Annotated in this window: 17 protein-coding genes; 2 read left to right on the top strand and 15 right to left on the bottom strand. The window is 47.3% G+C overall.

Annotated elements, in window-relative coordinates; translation table 11 throughout:
* Positions 1-22: 22 nt before the first annotated feature.
* Positions 23-1,666 carry a peptide ABC transporter substrate-binding protein gene (locus ABH897_RS22740; RefSeq protein WP_283654784.1) on the top strand — a complete coding sequence of 548 codons (1,644 nt, stop codon included), beginning with the start codon at positions 23-25 and terminating at the stop codon, positions 1,664-1,666.
* Complete coding sequence (locus ABH897_RS22735; protein WP_283654783.1) at positions 1,666-2,046, top strand: DUF3899 domain-containing protein; 381 nt, start codon at positions 1,666-1,668, stop codon at positions 2,044-2,046. Before ABH897_RS22740 ends, ABH897_RS22735 begins: the two co-directional genes overlap by 1 nt.
* 366 nt (positions 2,047-2,412) lie before the next feature.
* Here the strand turns inward: ABH897_RS22735 and ABH897_RS22730 are convergent, their stop codons facing one another.
* The 15 genes from ABH897_RS22730 to ABH897_RS22660 all read right to left on the bottom strand — a co-directional run bounded on the left by ABH897_RS22730 (position 2,413) and on the right by ABH897_RS22660 (position 16,117).
* Positions 2,413-3,090, bottom strand: coding sequence for a vWA domain-containing protein (locus ABH897_RS22730; protein WP_404580690.1), 678 nt, complete (start codon positions 3,088-3,090; stop codon positions 2,413-2,415).
* A gap of 43 nt (positions 3,091-3,133) precedes the next feature.
* The gene (locus tag ABH897_RS22725; protein WP_044646579.1) at positions 3,134-3,679 is read right to left on the bottom strand and encodes a hypothetical protein; all 546 of its coding nucleotides are present in this window, start codon (positions 3,677-3,679) and stop codon (positions 3,134-3,136) included.
* A 340-nt stretch (positions 3,680-4,019) separates the two neighbouring features.
* Positions 4,020-5,120 (bottom strand): toxic anion resistance protein, encoded by a 1,101-nt coding sequence (locus ABH897_RS22720; protein WP_283657626.1) that lies wholly within the window; start codon positions 5,118-5,120, stop codon positions 4,020-4,022.
* Between the two features lie 88 nt (positions 5,121-5,208).
* Positions 5,209-5,889: a hypothetical protein gene (locus ABH897_RS22715; protein WP_283654779.1), complete on the bottom strand. Its 681-nt coding sequence runs from the start codon at positions 5,887-5,889 to the stop codon at positions 5,209-5,211.
* Between the two features lie 58 nt (positions 5,890-5,947).
* Positions 5,948-6,979 carry an ATP-grasp domain-containing protein gene (locus ABH897_RS22710; protein ID WP_283654778.1) on the bottom strand — a complete coding sequence of 344 codons (1,032 nt, stop codon included), beginning with the start codon at positions 6,977-6,979 and terminating at the stop codon, positions 5,948-5,950.
* On the bottom strand, positions 6,976-7,809 hold the full coding sequence (locus ABH897_RS22705) for an HAD family hydrolase (protein ID WP_404592737.1): 834 nt from the start codon (positions 7,807-7,809) through the stop codon (positions 6,976-6,978). The genes ABH897_RS22710 and ABH897_RS22705 overlap by 4 nt, the downstream gene beginning before the upstream one ends.
* A complete protein-coding gene (locus tag ABH897_RS22700; protein ID WP_404521097.1) occupies positions 7,806-8,957 on the bottom strand; it encodes a cysteine protease StiP family protein in 1,152 nt (383 codons plus the stop codon). Before ABH897_RS22700 ends, ABH897_RS22705 begins: the two co-directional genes overlap by 4 nt.
* A complete protein-coding gene (locus tag ABH897_RS22695) occupies positions 8,954-10,294 on the bottom strand; it encodes a phosphoribosyltransferase family protein (RefSeq protein ID WP_283656203.1) in 1,341 nt (446 codons plus the stop codon). Before ABH897_RS22695 ends, ABH897_RS22700 begins: the two co-directional genes overlap by 4 nt.
* A gap of 52 nt (positions 10,295-10,346) precedes the next feature.
* The gene (locus ABH897_RS22690; protein ID WP_283654775.1) at positions 10,347-11,561 is read right to left on the bottom strand and encodes an HpcH/HpaI aldolase/citrate lyase family protein; all 1,215 of its coding nucleotides are present in this window, start codon (positions 11,559-11,561) and stop codon (positions 10,347-10,349) included.
* 124 nt (positions 11,562-11,685) lie between these two features.
* Positions 11,686-12,420, bottom strand: a complete 735-nt coding sequence (locus tag ABH897_RS22685) for a TerC family protein (protein WP_283654774.1) — start codon at positions 12,418-12,420, stop codon at positions 11,686-11,688.
* Positions 12,421-12,446: 26 nt separating this feature from the next.
* Positions 12,447-13,709 carry a TerD family protein gene (locus ABH897_RS22680; RefSeq protein ID WP_283654773.1) on the bottom strand — a complete coding sequence of 421 codons (1,263 nt, stop codon included), beginning with the start codon at positions 13,707-13,709 and terminating at the stop codon, positions 12,447-12,449.
* A gap of 100 nt (positions 13,710-13,809) precedes the next feature.
* Positions 13,810-14,391 (bottom strand): TerD family protein, encoded by a 582-nt coding sequence (locus tag ABH897_RS22675; protein WP_023987194.1) that lies wholly within the window; start codon positions 14,389-14,391, stop codon positions 13,810-13,812.
* Positions 14,392-14,424: 33 nt separating this feature from the next.
* The gene (locus ABH897_RS22670; protein WP_044646587.1) at positions 14,425-15,000 is read right to left on the bottom strand and encodes a TerD family protein; all 576 of its coding nucleotides are present in this window, start codon (positions 14,998-15,000) and stop codon (positions 14,425-14,427) included.
* Positions 15,001-15,048: 48 nt separating this feature from the next.
* Positions 15,049-15,642 carry a TerD family protein gene (locus ABH897_RS22665; RefSeq protein WP_283654772.1) on the bottom strand — a complete coding sequence of 198 codons (594 nt, stop codon included), beginning with the start codon at positions 15,640-15,642 and terminating at the stop codon, positions 15,049-15,051.
* 28 nt (positions 15,643-15,670) lie between these two features.
* A complete protein-coding gene (locus tag ABH897_RS22660) occupies positions 15,671-16,117 on the bottom strand; it encodes a tellurite resistance TerB family protein (protein ID WP_283654771.1) in 447 nt (148 codons plus the stop codon).
* Positions 16,118-16,158 lie beyond the last annotated feature (41 nt).

Below are 16,158 nucleotides of genomic sequence, written 5' to 3'. Positions count from 1 at the left end.
AAATTATTGGAGGAATTATACGATGAAAAAAATGCATTGGATGACTGTCATTTTACTGTTGGCAGTAACGGCTTTGGCCGGATGCTCTGGCAATACAGACAAAGCAGCAAGCAATGATCCAGCCGCTGCGCCGCAAGCAGATGTTCCACAGGAAATTACAGCCAACCTGGCAGGTGGCGAGCCTTATACACTGGACCCTGCTTTTGCATCGGATACAACGTCCTACTTTGTTATTGATAACCTGTACGAAGGTCTGTATACATATGACAAAGCCGGTAAAATCGTAGAGGGCGCTGCCAGCAAAGTAGACGTAACTCCTGACGGCAAAACATACACCTTCACCATCCGCGACGGCGCGAAATGGTCGAATGGCGATCCGCTTACTGCAAAGGATTTTGAATACTCCTGGAAACGGGTCCTGAATCCGAAAACGGCTGCCTACGATCCTTCCGCTCTGTACTACATCAAGGGAGCCGAAGCCTACAACACAGGCAAAGGTAAAGTCGAAGATGTGGGCGTTACAGCCAAGGACGACAAAACCCTTGTGGTCGAGCTGAAATCACCGCTAAGCTTCTTCCCAACGATCGCAGTGGGTCATGCGTATCTGCCCGTAAACCAATCCGTGGTTGAGAAAAGCGACAAATGGGCGGCAGAAGCCAACACCATTGTCGGCAACGGCGCGTATGTAGCCAAGGAATGGAAGCATAATGAGCAAATTACATTGGCGAAAAACGATCAATACTGGAACAAAGATGCCATTACGATGGCAACGATTAACTTTAAAATGGTTCAAGACTCCACAACCTATTATCAAATGTACAAAACAGGCGATCTGGACCTGATTTTGGGTCTTCCCGTTGACACGCTGGATCAGGAGAAGAGCAACAAGGAATTTTTGTCGCATCCATCTTTCAGTGTGTACACGTATTCTTTTAACGTAAAACAAAAGCCTTTTGACAATAAAAAAATCAGACAGGCCATTGCTTACGCGATTGACCGTGAAATCCTGGCGACCAACGTAACCAAAGGTGGCGAAACTCCGGCTTACGGATACGTACCATACGGAACAACAACTCCATCCGGTAAGGACTTCCGTGATGAAGCGCCGAAGAAATACTATGAGTTTGATGCTGCAAAAGCAAAACAATTGCTGGCCGAAGGTCTGAAAGAAGAAGGTTTGGCCCAACTGCCACCGATCACCTTCAAGTACAACACTTCGGACAAGCATAAAAAAGTAGCTGAAGCGATTCAGGAAATGCTGAAAACGAACCTGGGTGTTGAAGTGACGCTGGAAAATCAGGAATGGAAAACGTACATTGATACCTTTAAACAAAAGAACTTCCAGATCGCCCGCATGGGCTGGGAAGGAAACTTCCTTGATCCGCTCGGCGTATTGGGACACTACACTTCCAAAAACTCGAACAACTTTACCAACTGGAGCAATCCGGAGTATGACAAGCTGATCGAATCTTCTACCTTCGAGCTTGATCCGGCAAAACGCTTCGAGCAGCTTCATCAGGCTGAGGACGTATTGATGGAGGATCTGCCAATTATCCCGATCCAGTTCTCTGCGGACACGGCATTGATCAGTCCTAAAGTTCAAGGCATCGTATTTGACGCTCGTTCGAACCCGGACCTTCGTTTTGCCAAACGGGTCGAAAAATAATGTTTTTTCGTTTCGGGATAACGGCCCTGATCATCGGTACCTTTGGCTATCTGTACGCCTCACCCCATCTTCTGGATGGCCGTGAAAATATGGCTACCGCGAATCTGCTATTCCTGTTGGGCTTGCTGGGCTTGGTGATCGGCGCAATCTTCCACGTCCTGCAAAGCGGGTTTCTCACCCTCTTCCTGCGGGGATTCGCCGACATCAGACATCTGTTCATCCGACAATCCAAGGCACTACAGGAGGAAAACGAACGCTTGCGTTCGGATGAGTCTCTAACTGCCTGGAAAACGTCTGTGTTCCGACATCTCAAGGTGTACACCTCGGGATGCGGTACGGGGCTTGTGCTTTGCTCGCTGGTTTTAATGGGAATAGGTTAAAGCGTGTGAGAAGCTTTCTTACGGTTGGTAGGCGCTGCGCGTGCAGATTGTTCTTCCGATCGCTGTTATTCCCGGATTTCTTTTGAATAAGAGCCTGTAAAGGGTGAAATCCGGGAATAAAGACGAACGCTTCGCTTCTTCAGAACAATTCTGCCCGCTCCGCTGGCAACCGCCGTAGAGCTTCTATACGTTTTAGAAGGGTGTAGGGGTGGAAAGAGGGGTAGGCCAAGTGGTTAAACTTGGCCTGCCCCTAGACAATACAAAAAAAGAGAGTTCCGCGAAGTTTATTCGTGGGACTCTCTTTTTTTAATATCTATTTTTCAACTCAAGCTTTGTAGAAATCTCACATTACAAGGCCTACTAAGCTTAATAAATATGCTTGTCTTTCGCTTCTTGCAGCCATAAAGGGAACTCGTTAAGCAATAGTTCGTACAATGCATTGTCTTCCATAGATTCGATATCTTGGATTTGAAAAAAGTTAGCGTTATCTACCACACGACCTTCTATGTTGTCGAGCTTTTTTAATACGCCAAAATCGGACTCACCCACACCGATAAATTGCCAGAAAATCGGTTCTCCTGACGAATCAATTACCGCGTTGTCGATGTTGTCTCCTTTTCCACGTTTCACACCGCCATCATTAATAAAAATAACAAAAGCCGGATCAGCAAAAGGCTCTTCCTTGGTGTATTTGGCGATGACATCCCGCATTACAGGCGGCTCATCATTACGACCGAACTTGGGCAAATAATCATTGGACAAAATGTGTCTTTCAACATAGCTATCAACGTCATTTTCGGTAACGGACGGCAAACGCGAAAAACGGTGATCATACACCCATACGTCCAGCACACCATCATCATCCAAAGAACTCGCTACCGCGACAATTCGCTCCAACACCTTTTGAACGGTTCCATTTTTGTACAAACTTCTCATAGATCCTGAAATATCGAGCACCAATCCAACTCTCGCAGTCACATTCGTTAGATTCTTTTTAGTCAGTACCAGTTGCGCATTCTTTTTAAGCAAAGAAATACCGCTCATATTCCCCACGCTCCTCTATGATGTTTGCCTTAGTCCGTCTAATCTACCATCTGCGGCGTTCGTCGCCTCTCAGGGGAAAGTCGCTCAAATCTCCAAGCTGGTCATGCGCATCTTTGTAAATTCGGATCATAGCTTGTACCTTGTTAAAGTCGCTGTCTTCCGGGCCGAATCCTTCCATATACATTTTTTGAATAATGTTCTGGAAAAATTCGATACGCTGGCGGATGGAATCCTGCTCCATATGCAGCACATCTTCAAAGCTGTGTGCCCCAGCAAATTCAGACAGTTCATCTGGCTCCTGCTCTTGGTATCGCTCTCCCCGGGTTTCTGGATTGAGATCAATAGAGGTACGCAAGGCTGACAACAAAATATTTTCCCGTACCAGCATGACATGAAAATCTTTGTTCTTAAACAGGTCCGCCACGATCAGACGGCACATTTCCTTGTTTTGCAACAGAATTCCGTCAAAAGGATGCAGCGTCCATACACCGTAATTAAAAAACAAATTGAAATTAAAGCTGCTGCTCCCATACTGATACACAATGTTGATTTTCGATTCGTCGATGATTTCAAATGAAAATTCCAGCATGCATTCTCCTTTGGGATTCCAATATTTAACTCTATCCTATCAGAAAATGCATGATTTTCAATAAAAAAATTTATTTCACAGCATCATTTAATTCCACAATAGAATCAGCTTTTTCACTACTGGCAGCTACAAGCAGATAGACAATCACACACCCCAAAATAAAGGACATCATACGCTCGTTCTCTCCTTTGTCATTTCACTTTTTAAGAGTTTATGCACGAGATTGCTATGTATGATTATCATGTCCTTTATTGGCTGCCCCCAAACCAAAAAAGACGCCTTTCAGGATCGCCCTGGCGTCTTTTCAATAGGTTAGGTCCATTATTCTACATTTGTAAAATCAGTTCAGAAACGAGCTTAGTCCTTCGGAAGAATCTTTATCCTTCAAACTCTTGGGCTGTTCCTTCCCTTCTATACCTAGACGTTGGCTGAGGTTGGCGTTGATTGCCGTCATTTTGCTCGTATAATCATGGCAGCTTTCAATAATTTGACGGTTGGATTTTTCGGACAGATCCAAAGCAGATACCAAATCCCCAATCGCCTGATTCACAGACTCCAGTGACATCGAAGGCTTGCTAAGCAGATCGGTCGTTCTCTCGGTCGTCGTTTTGAGAAGCTTGGCATTTTCCTTGAATTGATTCTCAATCGTACGATTCGTGGCATCCACGGCTGAAATGATTTTGTCCTGATCCGCCAGCGCCATCGCAATCATAGCCGATACAGTGATCAAATTCGACGTTTTATCAATGGCATTATTCACAGAATCAATCAGTTTATCATTATTATCATTAATAATATCCGTTGCCGCAATCGCTTGATTGTAGAGCAAAATCATTTCGGTCATCGACTGCGTGCGAGTAACCACCTTGCGCAATCCCCGTTCCAGATGAGGCTTCCGCGTTTCATTCTCCGGCTTGGCAATCTCAGTCTCGAACAGCTCCTTCAACCGATTGCCAAAGGCGATCTTCGTCTGCAAATTGTAGATTTCCTCAATGGAAGCCTTTTTCAACTGCCTCATGCTGACGATATTTTCTTCCAGATTGTCCTTACCGTCTCTCAAGGCTGTAATGATTTGCTCGATGTTTGTTTTGACGGACTGATATTTGTAAATGTAGTTCTTCAGCGGGCTTTTCCGTAGAAGCTTGCCGAAAAAGCTCACATTTTTGCTCTGCTGGAGCGTTTCGCATTCATCCCGCAGCTTTAAGATCATGTTCGATACTTCGGCCCGGTCGCCGGACATGAGGTCGTTCACCGGGCGATCCAGCATTTTAAGAGTCTGTCCCGCACGCTCCTGCGTTTTAACCCCCAGCTTCCCGATGTCGTCCATTAAGGTATCCAGACTCATGACATCGCTCTGTGACACCTTCTGAATGAGCAGTGAAGCCTCCTCGGTCACCTTTTGTTCGTCTTCTTTTTTCAATTCAGCCCATGGGGTCGCCATAACGCTACCTCCTATTCTACACAATAACTGTTAACCAACGGCTAATAGTTATTGTTCAGAGCAGCTATGCTGCTGTTTCTTAAATAGCCTACAATTCGAAACTGCTATAACGCTGGTGAATCAGCTCGGCTTTGGTTTGTAATTCAAGCAGATCCTTGTGCTCCACCGTGGATACAATCACCGATATTTTGCTATCCACATCCCGCAAGCCGTTTAATAACGTTCTCCGGTTGGTTCGCTTGGCATCACCGCTGAGCCGGAGAAACGGATTAATCAGTCCATTCAGGTCCTTCAAAATCAGCCTCCGAACGGTGTGGTTTACTTCGCTGTTATTTAATTCATGCAAAAGCGGAATCACCCGCTGTAAACGTGCGAACAGAGCCAATGCCTTCTCGACGATCTCGTTATCGAGCGCATCCTTTTGCCCCTCGGAGATTACCATATCCTCCAATACCTCCAGATACTCCATGACCTGAGCAAATTCGCTGCTCACCTGTTCTGATAAGCGTGGTTTCTCAGTCACTGGCTCCGTTGGTTCCGAGGCTTCCCTTTCAATTTGCTGTGTCTCAACAGCTTGTTCCTGTACTACCGGAATAACGGAACCCGTCAGATTGGGACGGGGATGGCGGATAGCCATAATGGCGTTGTATCCCCCTAAGCAAATGACCGGAATCGCCAAACACACAAACAACGGTAACCAAAAACTTAGCAAAAGCGCAATCAGATAGCTGGCCACGGCAATCGTGGTTCCCCACATTTTTGACGTCATAGCTTGTACCTCCTGACGTAAACCCTTACCATATTGTAGAAAACACACTCTACATATGTCAATGTAAGGATTTACGTATGGTGATCGGCTGCTCGATGTGACTGGCTAAAATGTCGTATTGCGGATGAAGCGGACCGACCTCGTTACCCAAAGCCGATTTCACCGCCAGATAAGGAAAATTGATGCCGGACAAGCATGACACATGTAGTCCACCAGACATCCGCGGATTGATTTCCAGCAGTTTGGGACGCTCGCCGTTATATTTTACCTGAATGTTATAATTGTACGGAATGTGATATGCATCAGCGACCTTATGCGCCACATCCAGCAGCTCGGTATGGTGCTCCAGCAACCGTAATCGCCCTCCCGCCTTCCTGCGCGGAACTGCTGCCAGCAGCTTTCCGTTTCGGTCAGCCAGGCAATCAATACTGTATTCATAGCCCTCCAGCAGCTCCATCACCATCAGGTTGGGGAACGACTCTGTCGATGACAATACACGATATGCCTCTTCGAACGAGATATGGTTCAGCGCATGTCCGAACAGCTCCTCCAGTGGATTACGCTCGTTGTCAATGATGCGAAAACCCATTCCGCCCTCTGCATTACATGGCTTGAAGCATACCTTATGCTCGCGTGCCGTTAACGTCTCATAAGCCTGTTTAAACTGCTCTGCATTGCTGGCAATGGCATAATCGGGAATCGTGACAATATCCTTTTGGCGAATGGATTCGTAAAATAAATCCTTTTCCATCAACTGTTCCAGCAGTTCGGTATCCCGGCATACGATGACCTTCGTTCCAATTTCGTCGAACAGATGAAGATTCTTGCTAATATCGAGCATATTCCACCGTGGAATAAATACATCAATTCCGTGACGCTGGCAAAAATCCGCACAATAACGTGCATACTCCACGCCACTTGTGCGCGGCTCCACCTCAGCCACATCACTGGCCTGTAATGCCATATGCTGCGGGTCCGAGTGCGTCGCATAGATTTCGAACGGAATACCGTCCTCATTGTTACGAATCGCATTCATATAATGATACGCCACCGAAAACCAGCGGTTAAAATACACCTTGAGCTTCTTCACAGAGCCTTGCCCCCTTTCTGTCTTGAAATGAACTGTATTTCATGGACATAGGCCATAATCTCGTCCGCAGCATATACACCCGACACATCCGTAAAACGGTAATTGACCTCCAGCTCATCCCGCAGCTGTTCCCGGTACAGTTCGCCATGACGTGGAGCAATTGCATAGTCGGCATAGTCCAGCAGACAACGGTCCAGCAAAGAATCGCCGGACGCAATGATTGGCCCCCCATCCGTGAGGTTACGGATATGCTCCACGGCTGCCTGTTTATTCACGGCCGCAGGCACCAGATACACCTTACGCCCTTGAATGGATACCTCCCAGCCCAGTTCACGCATGATTCGCGCCTTCTCCAGCACCTGTTCCAGCGGCATCCGATCTCGTTCTATAACGAATGCGTAAAATAACTCGTCGCAGAAACGCTCACTCCTAACCCAATCCTCATGCAGCACCTGTCCGAATACATGACGTGCTTCTTCCGCATTAGCACCATCTCGACGTACCTGCTCGTGAATGCGACGATTCCACTCCCGATCCACCTCGCCTCCGACGATGATGTTACCGCCATTACTGGTCACGGCATACGCCGGAACCAGCTCCGTTTGAAACACCATGATCCGTCCATACTGTGCCATCGTGCGAGTCGTCACAGGTATAAACATCACGTCTGACGGCAGCGTCTTCAGCAGTTGGAGGGCCTGTGCTGAAATAAACGCCGCTGTTTCCCCTTCAATGTGTTCCGCAGGCAGCAGCCCAGGCGACTCCAACGGCACGCCAAGCGAGCGTTTGGAGTAAATTAGCGTCTGATCCAGATCGCTTGCGTAGATCATTCTTGTCCTCCCTTGAGCGGCTTGATGATCCCGCAGCAGGAATAGGTCAGACCTTCAAACACCTCGACAGGCACTCCCCGGTCCTTTGCCAGCAGTATAATATGCCGAAGATTCGGATTATCTTCACGGTCAATCAGGATTTTCCATGGCACCCTGCGCAGCAGCACACGGGTCGTCTCCCCCACACCGGGCTTTACCAGATTGATATCCCGAATACCAAAAGCCTCTTGAATCGCCTCGATATCCCGTAAGCCCTGCCACGTCACCACAGGTGGATTCAATGTCATCTGTTCAGCATACGCAACGGCAGTTTCAGCCACGTCTTGATAGTAACCGGAAACCGTATCCACAAACGTATTGGACTGGTCGACCGACCGCCAGGATTCATAAAATTTGGCCCCATGGAAATCGTCCGGTCCTATCAGATCGTCGCGCAATACCGTCCGGCTCATCAAACCCGATACGGTCGAATTCAGACAAGCGCTCGGGATCAAATAATCTTCCCGTGTACCGAAGGTATCCGAGCAGCTACCCGGATCGGCCAGCACCGCCAGATCATCATTCAGGCGCAATCCGTAATCTGCGTTCATCTCACGGCAAGCCTCAATCAGCACCTGCCGAATCGCACCTTTTCCCGTCCAGCCATCGACAAACTGGAGCTCAATATCCAGCCCATGCTGCTGTAAAATATACAAAATAGCATTCCGGTCAATGCCTTTGCCGCGAATAATGGAAATGCTGTAATGCGGCAGGGAAACGCCATACTTCCAGTCAATATACCGCTTGATCAAGATACCGATGGGAGTTCCTGCTCTGGCAAGCGAAACAATCGCCGTGTTCAGGCCCCTTTTTCTCACAATCATTTCAGCCACAGAAGCTGCGGCTAACGCGACTTTTTCGGCCGATTGGTCAAGCGTTTCGTGAAACAGTGCAATATACTCCGCTGTAGGCTCATATTCCACCGGAAGCATTTCTGAATAATGGACTCCCGACTGAATCGCCTCTTCACGATCCTCGGTCCCTTTTTCCAACGTAACACGGCTCAAATCCTTCAATAAAAATGTCACATCCGATGCAGGATAGCTCCCCAACGGTTCGGGCGGATGAATGTTCTTCTGTTGTATTTGCTTAATGAGTGTCTGCTTCATATCCGCTCTCCTTTACTCTCCGGCCCAGTTAATCGGTTAAAATAAACGACATGCACTTGGTCGCAGCCAAGACGGGTCAAAGCATCCAGCATGGGCTGCATTCGCTGCGCGTCCGACTCCCTTTCGATCAATACAAAGATCTCGTCATACTGACCAGGATCTACATTATAAATAAAATTGCGCACCGTCCCATCATCAGGTGAGGGATAAGGTACACCACAAACTACGCCATACCCTTCCTCACGATGGGGGTAAACCGGGCTGCGCGTTGTCGACTGATAATGCACATTCGGGCCTAGCTCCGCAGCAATCCGCATCGGAATGTACATAAATTCCCCCGTACCCATCACCAGCGTGCGCTGCCCTGAGCGAAGCTTCTTCAATCGTTCCGCAGTACACGTAATTTCCGCATCCAACGCAACATTATCGACGGATTGCAGGCCGAAACGACCTGTATATTTCAAATAAGGAGCCTGATTGGCATATCCGTCCGTTGAAATCGAGCTGTGTACTACCCGTTCAAAACCAGACGCATCCTCTGCAAAACAGTGGTCAATTATTCCAGAAGCGTCTGTCGTATCCTCTGCTATGCTAGTAGCAGCATGTTCTGCATGCCCGGCTCGCCCAGCGTATTCTGCGTGATCCAGCATCGGCACTCCCTGTACCTCAATCTTTCCTTTGAGCAAGCTTAAAGGCGTAATCGTAATGCCCAGCTCTGCCTCCAGATCGGTGAAAGCCTGCTCATCGCTGTCTGTCCGCCAATCCAATAACGAAGCAATCACATATTGCTTTCTTGGAAAATGTGCCTGAATATCCCGAATAATATTAAGGGTCGTTTTGCCCGTCGTAATTTCATCATCTACCAGCACAATGGGGCCGTCTCCCGCAAATGCATGCTCATCCAGCGCATAGCAGCGATGATCAACAGCATGCGAATGTTCTTCTTCAAATCGAATGATCGGCTGAAGACCCGGAATATCCTCGCGCGTCGTATGAATATACGAAGCACCGTCCGCAAACACCTGATACATGGCGTGTCCCAGCGCCGTAGCCGTCTCGGCAAAGCCAACAAACTTGATCGGCTCCGCAAAAGCCAAACGTTCGTCCATCAGCTTACGATAGGCTTCTTGGGCATAGTCCGAATCCAGAAGTCCCTTCACAGCCTCTCCAATCAGCTCATCCATCTGTTGTCCCGCCTGTGGGACAAGCTCCTTGTACAGCAGTATAGCCAGCGCCGCACCACTCAGCAGAGAGGTGTAAGGGCTCACCGGAATATGCTTGCCCAGCACCTTGCTGACAAACAAAAACGAACGCTTCTTGTTCACCCGCGCCGCCATCGCAAACAGCTTGTCTACAGGAAGGCGGAATGGATTATGTGTTTCCATAATTTTAACGCTGAACTGCTCCAGGATAGGCAGCAGATGTGTTTTCGTGGTTGGGTAAGAGACTGACAAAATGTTGTTGTTCATGTAACACCCCGTATACTTTTGATCTGTTTATAATACGATGAGCCCAATTTAAATGCGGCTTAATTTCATTCATTTTGTTGGCATAGGTGCTTTTGAATACACCCAGACTACCGTCATTACGCTCCACAATCGCGAGGGCATCCATGTACTCTTCATGTGTCACTGCGTACATGGCCTGTACCGGCTTAATATGGGAAGGATGGATGATCGTTTTGCCGATGATGCCATTTTCCTTGTCCATCATGACCTCTCGTATTAGTCCGTCCACCGCATCTGAAATGAAGTCCATCCGCAGATTGCGTCCCTGCTTACCAAATGCATCCTCAAAGGGCGACACTCTTAATTGAGGCTTAAATACACGTTCCCGATGAGAGAAATATTCCCACACAGGACCGGAAATGACATAATCCGAATCTACGCGTCCAAACAAGTTAATAATATCAGCGATGCAATCCCGAATGACGGCAATTTCATAGATTGTAATATCCGGGCTACGTCTCAAGCCAAACAGGCTGGAAAAATCAGTTGCCCCAATTCGTACATTCAGCACATATTCCTGATACTCGTCCAAAATATCTTTGATCGACAGCAGCTCATTCCAGCGGGTTTCCCGGTAAATGATGTTGGAGCTTTCGAGGATCGGTAATCCGTACAACACGGGGATGCTCTGTTCAGCCTTACCCCGGTTATATCCGGCAATGAGTTCAAAATATGCTCGTCCATTGTCAGAAGAAAACTTGGGCAAAACAAAGCCCGTCAGTAGCGACAGAGATTCTCCCAACCCGTTCAGTAGCCGTTCGAGCTGTTCCACAGATCGCACACGTACAAACAGCAGCGGTAAACTCTGTTCACTCATCACGCCTGTCCGTACATACGAAAATAGTTGAAGTAACTGCTGTGCCAGCGACTGTTCCGCCTGCCCGACCTGCTGATCCCCAATGGCATCCTCCAAATCCAGCATGACCGTCGTCAATCCTTCATGTTTTCCATTCTTGATCTCTTCCGCTACTTCCGAACGGGTCGCAGGCATGTACAAAGCCGCCCCTATCGCGTAAGCCAATATACTTTTGGGGGATCGGTTATTAAATTCTGACGGCGGCGTACAAAAGATCGCTTCTACTTCCTCAGAGGTCAAATCATTAAAATATTTCAGGGCCTTCTCCTCCTCTTGCTCTTTCTTGCCTGACTGAAGCCCTGTGCCTCGGGTATAAAAGAAATCCCCCCTTAAGTTCAGGAGGGATTTCGCTATACTTTGTACATTAAGCCTCTTCGTCGGCCTTTTTCTTTCTTTTCGCCGAGCTAATAAACATGGTGCCTACAAAGACGGCAATCAAAATGCCGAAGAATAAAACCTGCGACATATGAAAGCCAAAAGCAGCAGCCAGCATTTTACCCCCGATAATGGCGATCAAAATAAAGGCTGTCTGTTCCAGTTCCGGAAATTTATCAATGAGCTTGAGGAACACTTGTGCAACACCGCGCATCATCAGAACGCCGATAATACCACCCAGGAACAGAACCCATACCTGTTCGCTTACACCAAAAGCGGCAATGACACTGTCAATACTGAAGGCAATATCCATCAGCTCGACCATTAATACGGTTTTCCAGAAAGAAGTAGGTTTGTTTTTCACTTCTCCGTCACTTTCGGACTTGAATAAGCCCTTATAAGCGATATAGAGCAGATAAGCCGCACCCAGCACCTTAATCAGCGTGAACTTAATCAGGAATGTACCCAAGCCGATCGCGAGGAACCTGAATATATACGCACCCAAAATCCCGTAAAATAAGGCTCTCTTCTGTTGCTCCTTCGGTAAATGCTTAACCATAACTGCGAGAACCAAGGCGTTATCCGCCGACAAAAGACCTTCCAGCAAAATGAGAGTTCCAATAATCCCCCAACTCACCGGGTCAGAAAGCGTAGCTACAACATCACTCCATGAAAAGAAATGGCCGTAGTTCTCGCTGATATTTTTAAATAAATCATTCAACATGAAAAGAGTGCCTCCGATAATTCAGTTTATTTGCTACCCTGCGACCAGCGCATGCCCCAGTTATGTGCACGATCCAACTCACGATGACCGCCATAGAACTGCACGAGTCTTTCAATGCTGAACGTCTCATCGTTCACGTTTTGGAGCATGGCAATCGCACACATCCCCTTGCGGTTGTCATGTTCATTCAGGTGAACGACAATGTCCGGTCCGTCCTTCTGGTACAACGTGACTACCCCGTCCGCCTGTGACCAGTTCGTGACCCCTTCATAGATGAAGGTAAACACCAAAATTCGCTTGATTTCAGAAATTTTAGCACCGTTGATGCGGAGATTTTCCCCTGTTTTCACAGATCCAGTACGGTCGTCGCCGTCCAAAGCAATGTATGGAAAGCGATTCAGCGAGCCGAAAGCTTCACCCAGCGCCTGAACAACACCTTTGTCCCCGTCCTTCATCTCATACAAGCAGCCCAGATCCAGATCGACACCCTTGGAGCCACGACTGAAAAAGCCCTTGCTCTGCTGCACCTGATTCCAGTTCAGATTGATCAGGATTTCTCCCAATCCACCTGAGCCTTTTTTCAGGTTGATGGTGTCGCCCTTCTTCTTCAGCTCAATTTTGCGCAGATTCAGATTCACCGGTGTTGCAGATGGCTCTGGCTTCGGAGCAGGAGGTGCTGGCGGCGGTGTTGGTACTGGCTGAGGAGTTGGAGGTGGTGTAGGCACTGGCGGCGGAGCCGGATTATTTTCCACTTCAATCCCAAAATTAACGCACAACGCATCCAATCCACCGGAAAAACCTGCGCCAATCGCGTTGAATTTCCATTCCCCGTTATGACGATACAGTTCACCAATGACAATGGCCGTTTCCACTGTAAATCCGCTGTCCAAATTAAACCGCAAAACCTCTCCGCTAACCGGATGAGCAAAACGAATGAACCCGCCTTGAACCTGTCCAAAATTTTGCCGTTTCTGATCCGCATCATAAATCGTCAGCGTGAACGCAATCTTCTCGATGTTTGCAGGAATTCGCGTCAGATCAAGGGCAAATTGCTTTTTGTCACCGGACTGTTGTCCGTCTGAATATGTGATAAAGGGCGTGGTCGGATTGTTATAAAAAATTAAATCCTCATCGCTTGACACTTTTCCTCCAGAGCCTAACAAAAATGCCGAAGTATCCAGTTCCAGAGCCGCTGGGGACTCCCAGCCGATCCCTACGTTGACCTGGGTCAGACCCGGATTCGTTTTCGTCAAATCCGCCTTCTGTCCCTTTACTACGATAACAGCCATGATTGTGTCACCTTTCTGTCCGTTTGTCATGTGTCAGCGCACGCCAATTCAATGGCTTAAAAAAAGGGTAGCGCCCTATGGACACCACCCCAAGTGGATATTATTGAGCGTCCAAGCCATAGTTTTTAGCAAGCGCACCCAATCCACCAGCAAAGCCACTGCCGATCGCCTGGAATTTCCAGTCCGCATTCTGACGGTAAAATTCACAGAATACCACGGCCGTTTCGGTTGAGAAATCCTCTCCCAAATCGTAGCGCAGCACTTCACGATCCGTCGCTGCGTCTACCACACGTACGAAAGCATTGGACACTTGACCAAAGTTTTGCGCACGTGCCTCGTAATCATAAATGGTAACCGTGATCCCGATACGGTGGATGTTCGCAGGAATCTTCGAAAAATCAACGATGATTTGCTCGTCATCCCCATCCCCTTCACCTGTGCGGTTATCGCCTGTATGGGTCACTGATCCTGCTCCGCCAGTTGGATTGTTGTAAAATACAAAATCATCAGCAGCTTTTGCTTTGCCGTCTTCATAAAGCAGGAAAGCCGAAGCATCCAGGTCAAAGTCAGCGCCACCGCTGTATTTATTCGTATCCCATCCAAGACCTACGACAACACGGGTCAAGCCAGGATTGGTTTTGGTCAGATCAATGCGTTGTCCTTTGGAAAGACTAATGGTCATACCGCATACCTGCTTTCTTTGTACAGATTTTAGTTACGCCAAACCATAATCGCGAGTCAACCCTGCAAGACCATCCTGGTAGCCACTACCAATGGCATTAAACTTCCACTCACCACTATGACGATACAATTCGCCTACAACAACGCCCGTTTCGATCGAGAAATCTTCTCCCAGATCAAAGCGGATCAATTCCTCATTGTTCGCTTCATTTACAATACGAGCATAAGCACGGGACACTTGTCCAAAGTTTTGGCTGCGTTCTTGTGCTTCATAGATTGTAATCGTAAAAGCGATCTTTTCTACGTTAGCTGGCACGCTACCCAAATCAATTTTAATTTGCTCGTCATCTCCGTCACCATCACCCGTACGGTTATCCCCAGTATGAACGACAGAACCGTTCTCATTTTGTGGGTTATTGAAAAAGACGAAGTTCTTATCCGATTCTACTTTACCTTCTGCATTAGCCAAAAATACGGATACGTCCAAGTCAAAATCCTTGCCGCCGTCGTATTTGTTCGTGTCCCAACCCAAACCAACCGTGATTTTGGACAAGCCCGGATTTGTTTTCGTCAAATCAATCTTTTGACCTTTGGATAAGTTAATTGCCATGATAAGAACCCCTTTTCCATAATTAAGTTTTGTATTCGTAAAATAAAATTACATGTAGCGCTGAGCCAGCACATCAATATGTACGGCATTCGTACCTTCACCGATGGCAGCAAACTTCCATTCGTCGTTATGACGATAGAGTTCTCCACAAACCAATGCAGTCAGCCCTTCATAATTATCAGATAAATTAAACGTCACCAGTTCCTTGGAATTAGCACCGTCCAGAATGCGGATATACGCTTTCTCGATCATGCCAAAATCCTGTTTCCGGTTTACGCAATCATATATATTTACAACAACAAGCACTTTGTGGACACTGGCAGGAATACGTGCCAAGTCAATCACAATTTGTTCATCATCACCGTCACCTTGTCCAGTCAAATTATCACCGGAATGTACGATAGAGCCGCATGGGCTTTTTTTATTGTGGAAGCATACTACGTTATCCGATTGAGTCAGTTTTCCGTTTGCGTCCAGTAAAATGGCAGAAGCGTCACAATCAATATTTGGTTGCTTCTTGATGCCAAAAAATCCTTTGGACTGCACCGGGTCCCATCCCAATCCGGCAATAACTTTGGTTAGACCTGCGTTTCCTTTGGTCAAATCAATTTTCTGGCCCTTAACCAGATTAATTACAGCCATTGATTAACACACCTCCCTTCCGTAAAATTTACAGACTAAATTCAGACGGATTCAAACCCAGCGCACCGCAAATTTCAGCGACAATTCGTTGTTCATCTGCATCAAAGTCACCGTCAGCAGCACCAATGGCACTACATACGCCAACGACGAGTCGGCCCACTTCAGGCTTGCCTTTCAATTTGCCAATCGCTTTGAGTGCTTCCTGTTTGCCGATTTCAGGCGAAAATTCAAAGTTCGCTACATAGTGATTGAAACGGCTAATGACCTCTCCCATATCAAACACTTTCAATTCTTCACTGAGATTTATGTATCCGGCCATCTTTGATTTCTCTTCCGGACTAATGGTACCATCAGCAAAGGCTACCAGCGCACAACCCGCAACAACAGCTTCCATGAAATCTTTATTTTTAAACTTCTTAACTTGGTCTCCAAGATCCTTTTTAGTCGTGTTTAGCCAATTTTTAAATGTACTCATGTTTCCCTCCACAAAATCGTATTTGGGTGAAACGCATCCTA

Source organism: Paenibacillus sp. RC73 (genome assembly GCF_044908085.1).
Classification (GTDB): domain Bacteria; phylum Bacillota; class Bacilli; order Paenibacillales; family Paenibacillaceae; genus Paenibacillus; species Paenibacillus terrae_A.
This window is presented reverse-complemented; position numbering and strand designations above follow the sequence as displayed.

What these genes read in the sequence shown, in the direction of transcription:
- ABH897_RS22740 (WP_283654784.1), top strand. Translation starts at nt 23, where the DNA reads ATGAAAAAAATGCATTGGATGACTGTCATTTTACTGTTGGCAGTAACG.
- ABH897_RS22735 (WP_283654783.1), top strand. Translation starts at nt 1,666, where the DNA reads ATGTTTTTTCGTTTCGGGATAACGGCCCTGATCATCGGTACCTTTGGC.
- ABH897_RS22730 (WP_404580690.1), bottom strand. Translation starts at nt 3,090, where the DNA reads ATGAGCGGTATTTCTTTGCTTAAAAAGAATGCGCAACTGGTACTGACT.
- ABH897_RS22725 (WP_044646579.1), bottom strand. Translation starts at nt 3,679, where the DNA reads ATGCTGGAATTTTCATTTGAAATCATCGACGAATCGAAAATCAACATT.
- ABH897_RS22720 (WP_283657626.1), bottom strand. Translation starts at nt 5,120, where the DNA reads ATGGCGACCCCATGGGCTGAATTGAAAAAAGAAGACGAACAAAAGGTG.
- ABH897_RS22715 (WP_283654779.1), bottom strand. Translation starts at nt 5,889, where the DNA reads ATGACGTCAAAAATGTGGGGAACCACGATTGCCGTGGCCAGCTATCTG.
- ABH897_RS22705 (WP_404592737.1), bottom strand. Translation starts at nt 7,809, where the DNA reads ATGATCTACGCAAGCGATCTGGATCAGACGCTAATTTACTCCAAACGC.
- ABH897_RS22700 (WP_404521097.1), bottom strand. Translation starts at nt 8,957, where the DNA reads ATGAAGCAGACACTCATTAAGCAAATACAACAGAAGAACATTCATCCG.
- ABH897_RS22695 (WP_283656203.1), bottom strand. Translation starts at nt 10,294, where the DNA reads ATGGCGGCGCGGGTGAACAAGAAGCGTTCGTTTTTGTTTGTCAGCAAG.
- ABH897_RS22685 (WP_283654774.1), bottom strand. Translation starts at nt 12,420, where the DNA reads ATGTTGAATGATTTATTTAAAAATATCAGCGAGAACTACGGCCATTTC.
- ABH897_RS22680 (WP_283654773.1), bottom strand. Translation starts at nt 13,709, where the DNA reads ATGGCTGTTATCGTAGTAAAGGGACAGAAGGCGGATTTGACGAAAACG.
- ABH897_RS22675 (WP_023987194.1), bottom strand. Translation starts at nt 14,391, where the DNA reads ATGACCATTAGTCTTTCCAAAGGACAACGCATTGATCTGACCAAAACC.
- ABH897_RS22670 (WP_044646587.1), bottom strand. Translation starts at nt 15,000, where the DNA reads ATGGCAATTAACTTATCCAAAGGTCAAAAGATTGATTTGACGAAAACA.
- ABH897_RS22665 (WP_283654772.1), bottom strand. Translation starts at nt 15,642, where the DNA reads ATGGCTGTAATTAATCTGGTTAAGGGCCAGAAAATTGATTTGACCAAA.
- ABH897_RS22660 (WP_283654771.1), bottom strand. Translation starts at nt 16,117, where the DNA reads ATGAGTACATTTAAAAATTGGCTAAACACGACTAAAAAGGATCTTGGA.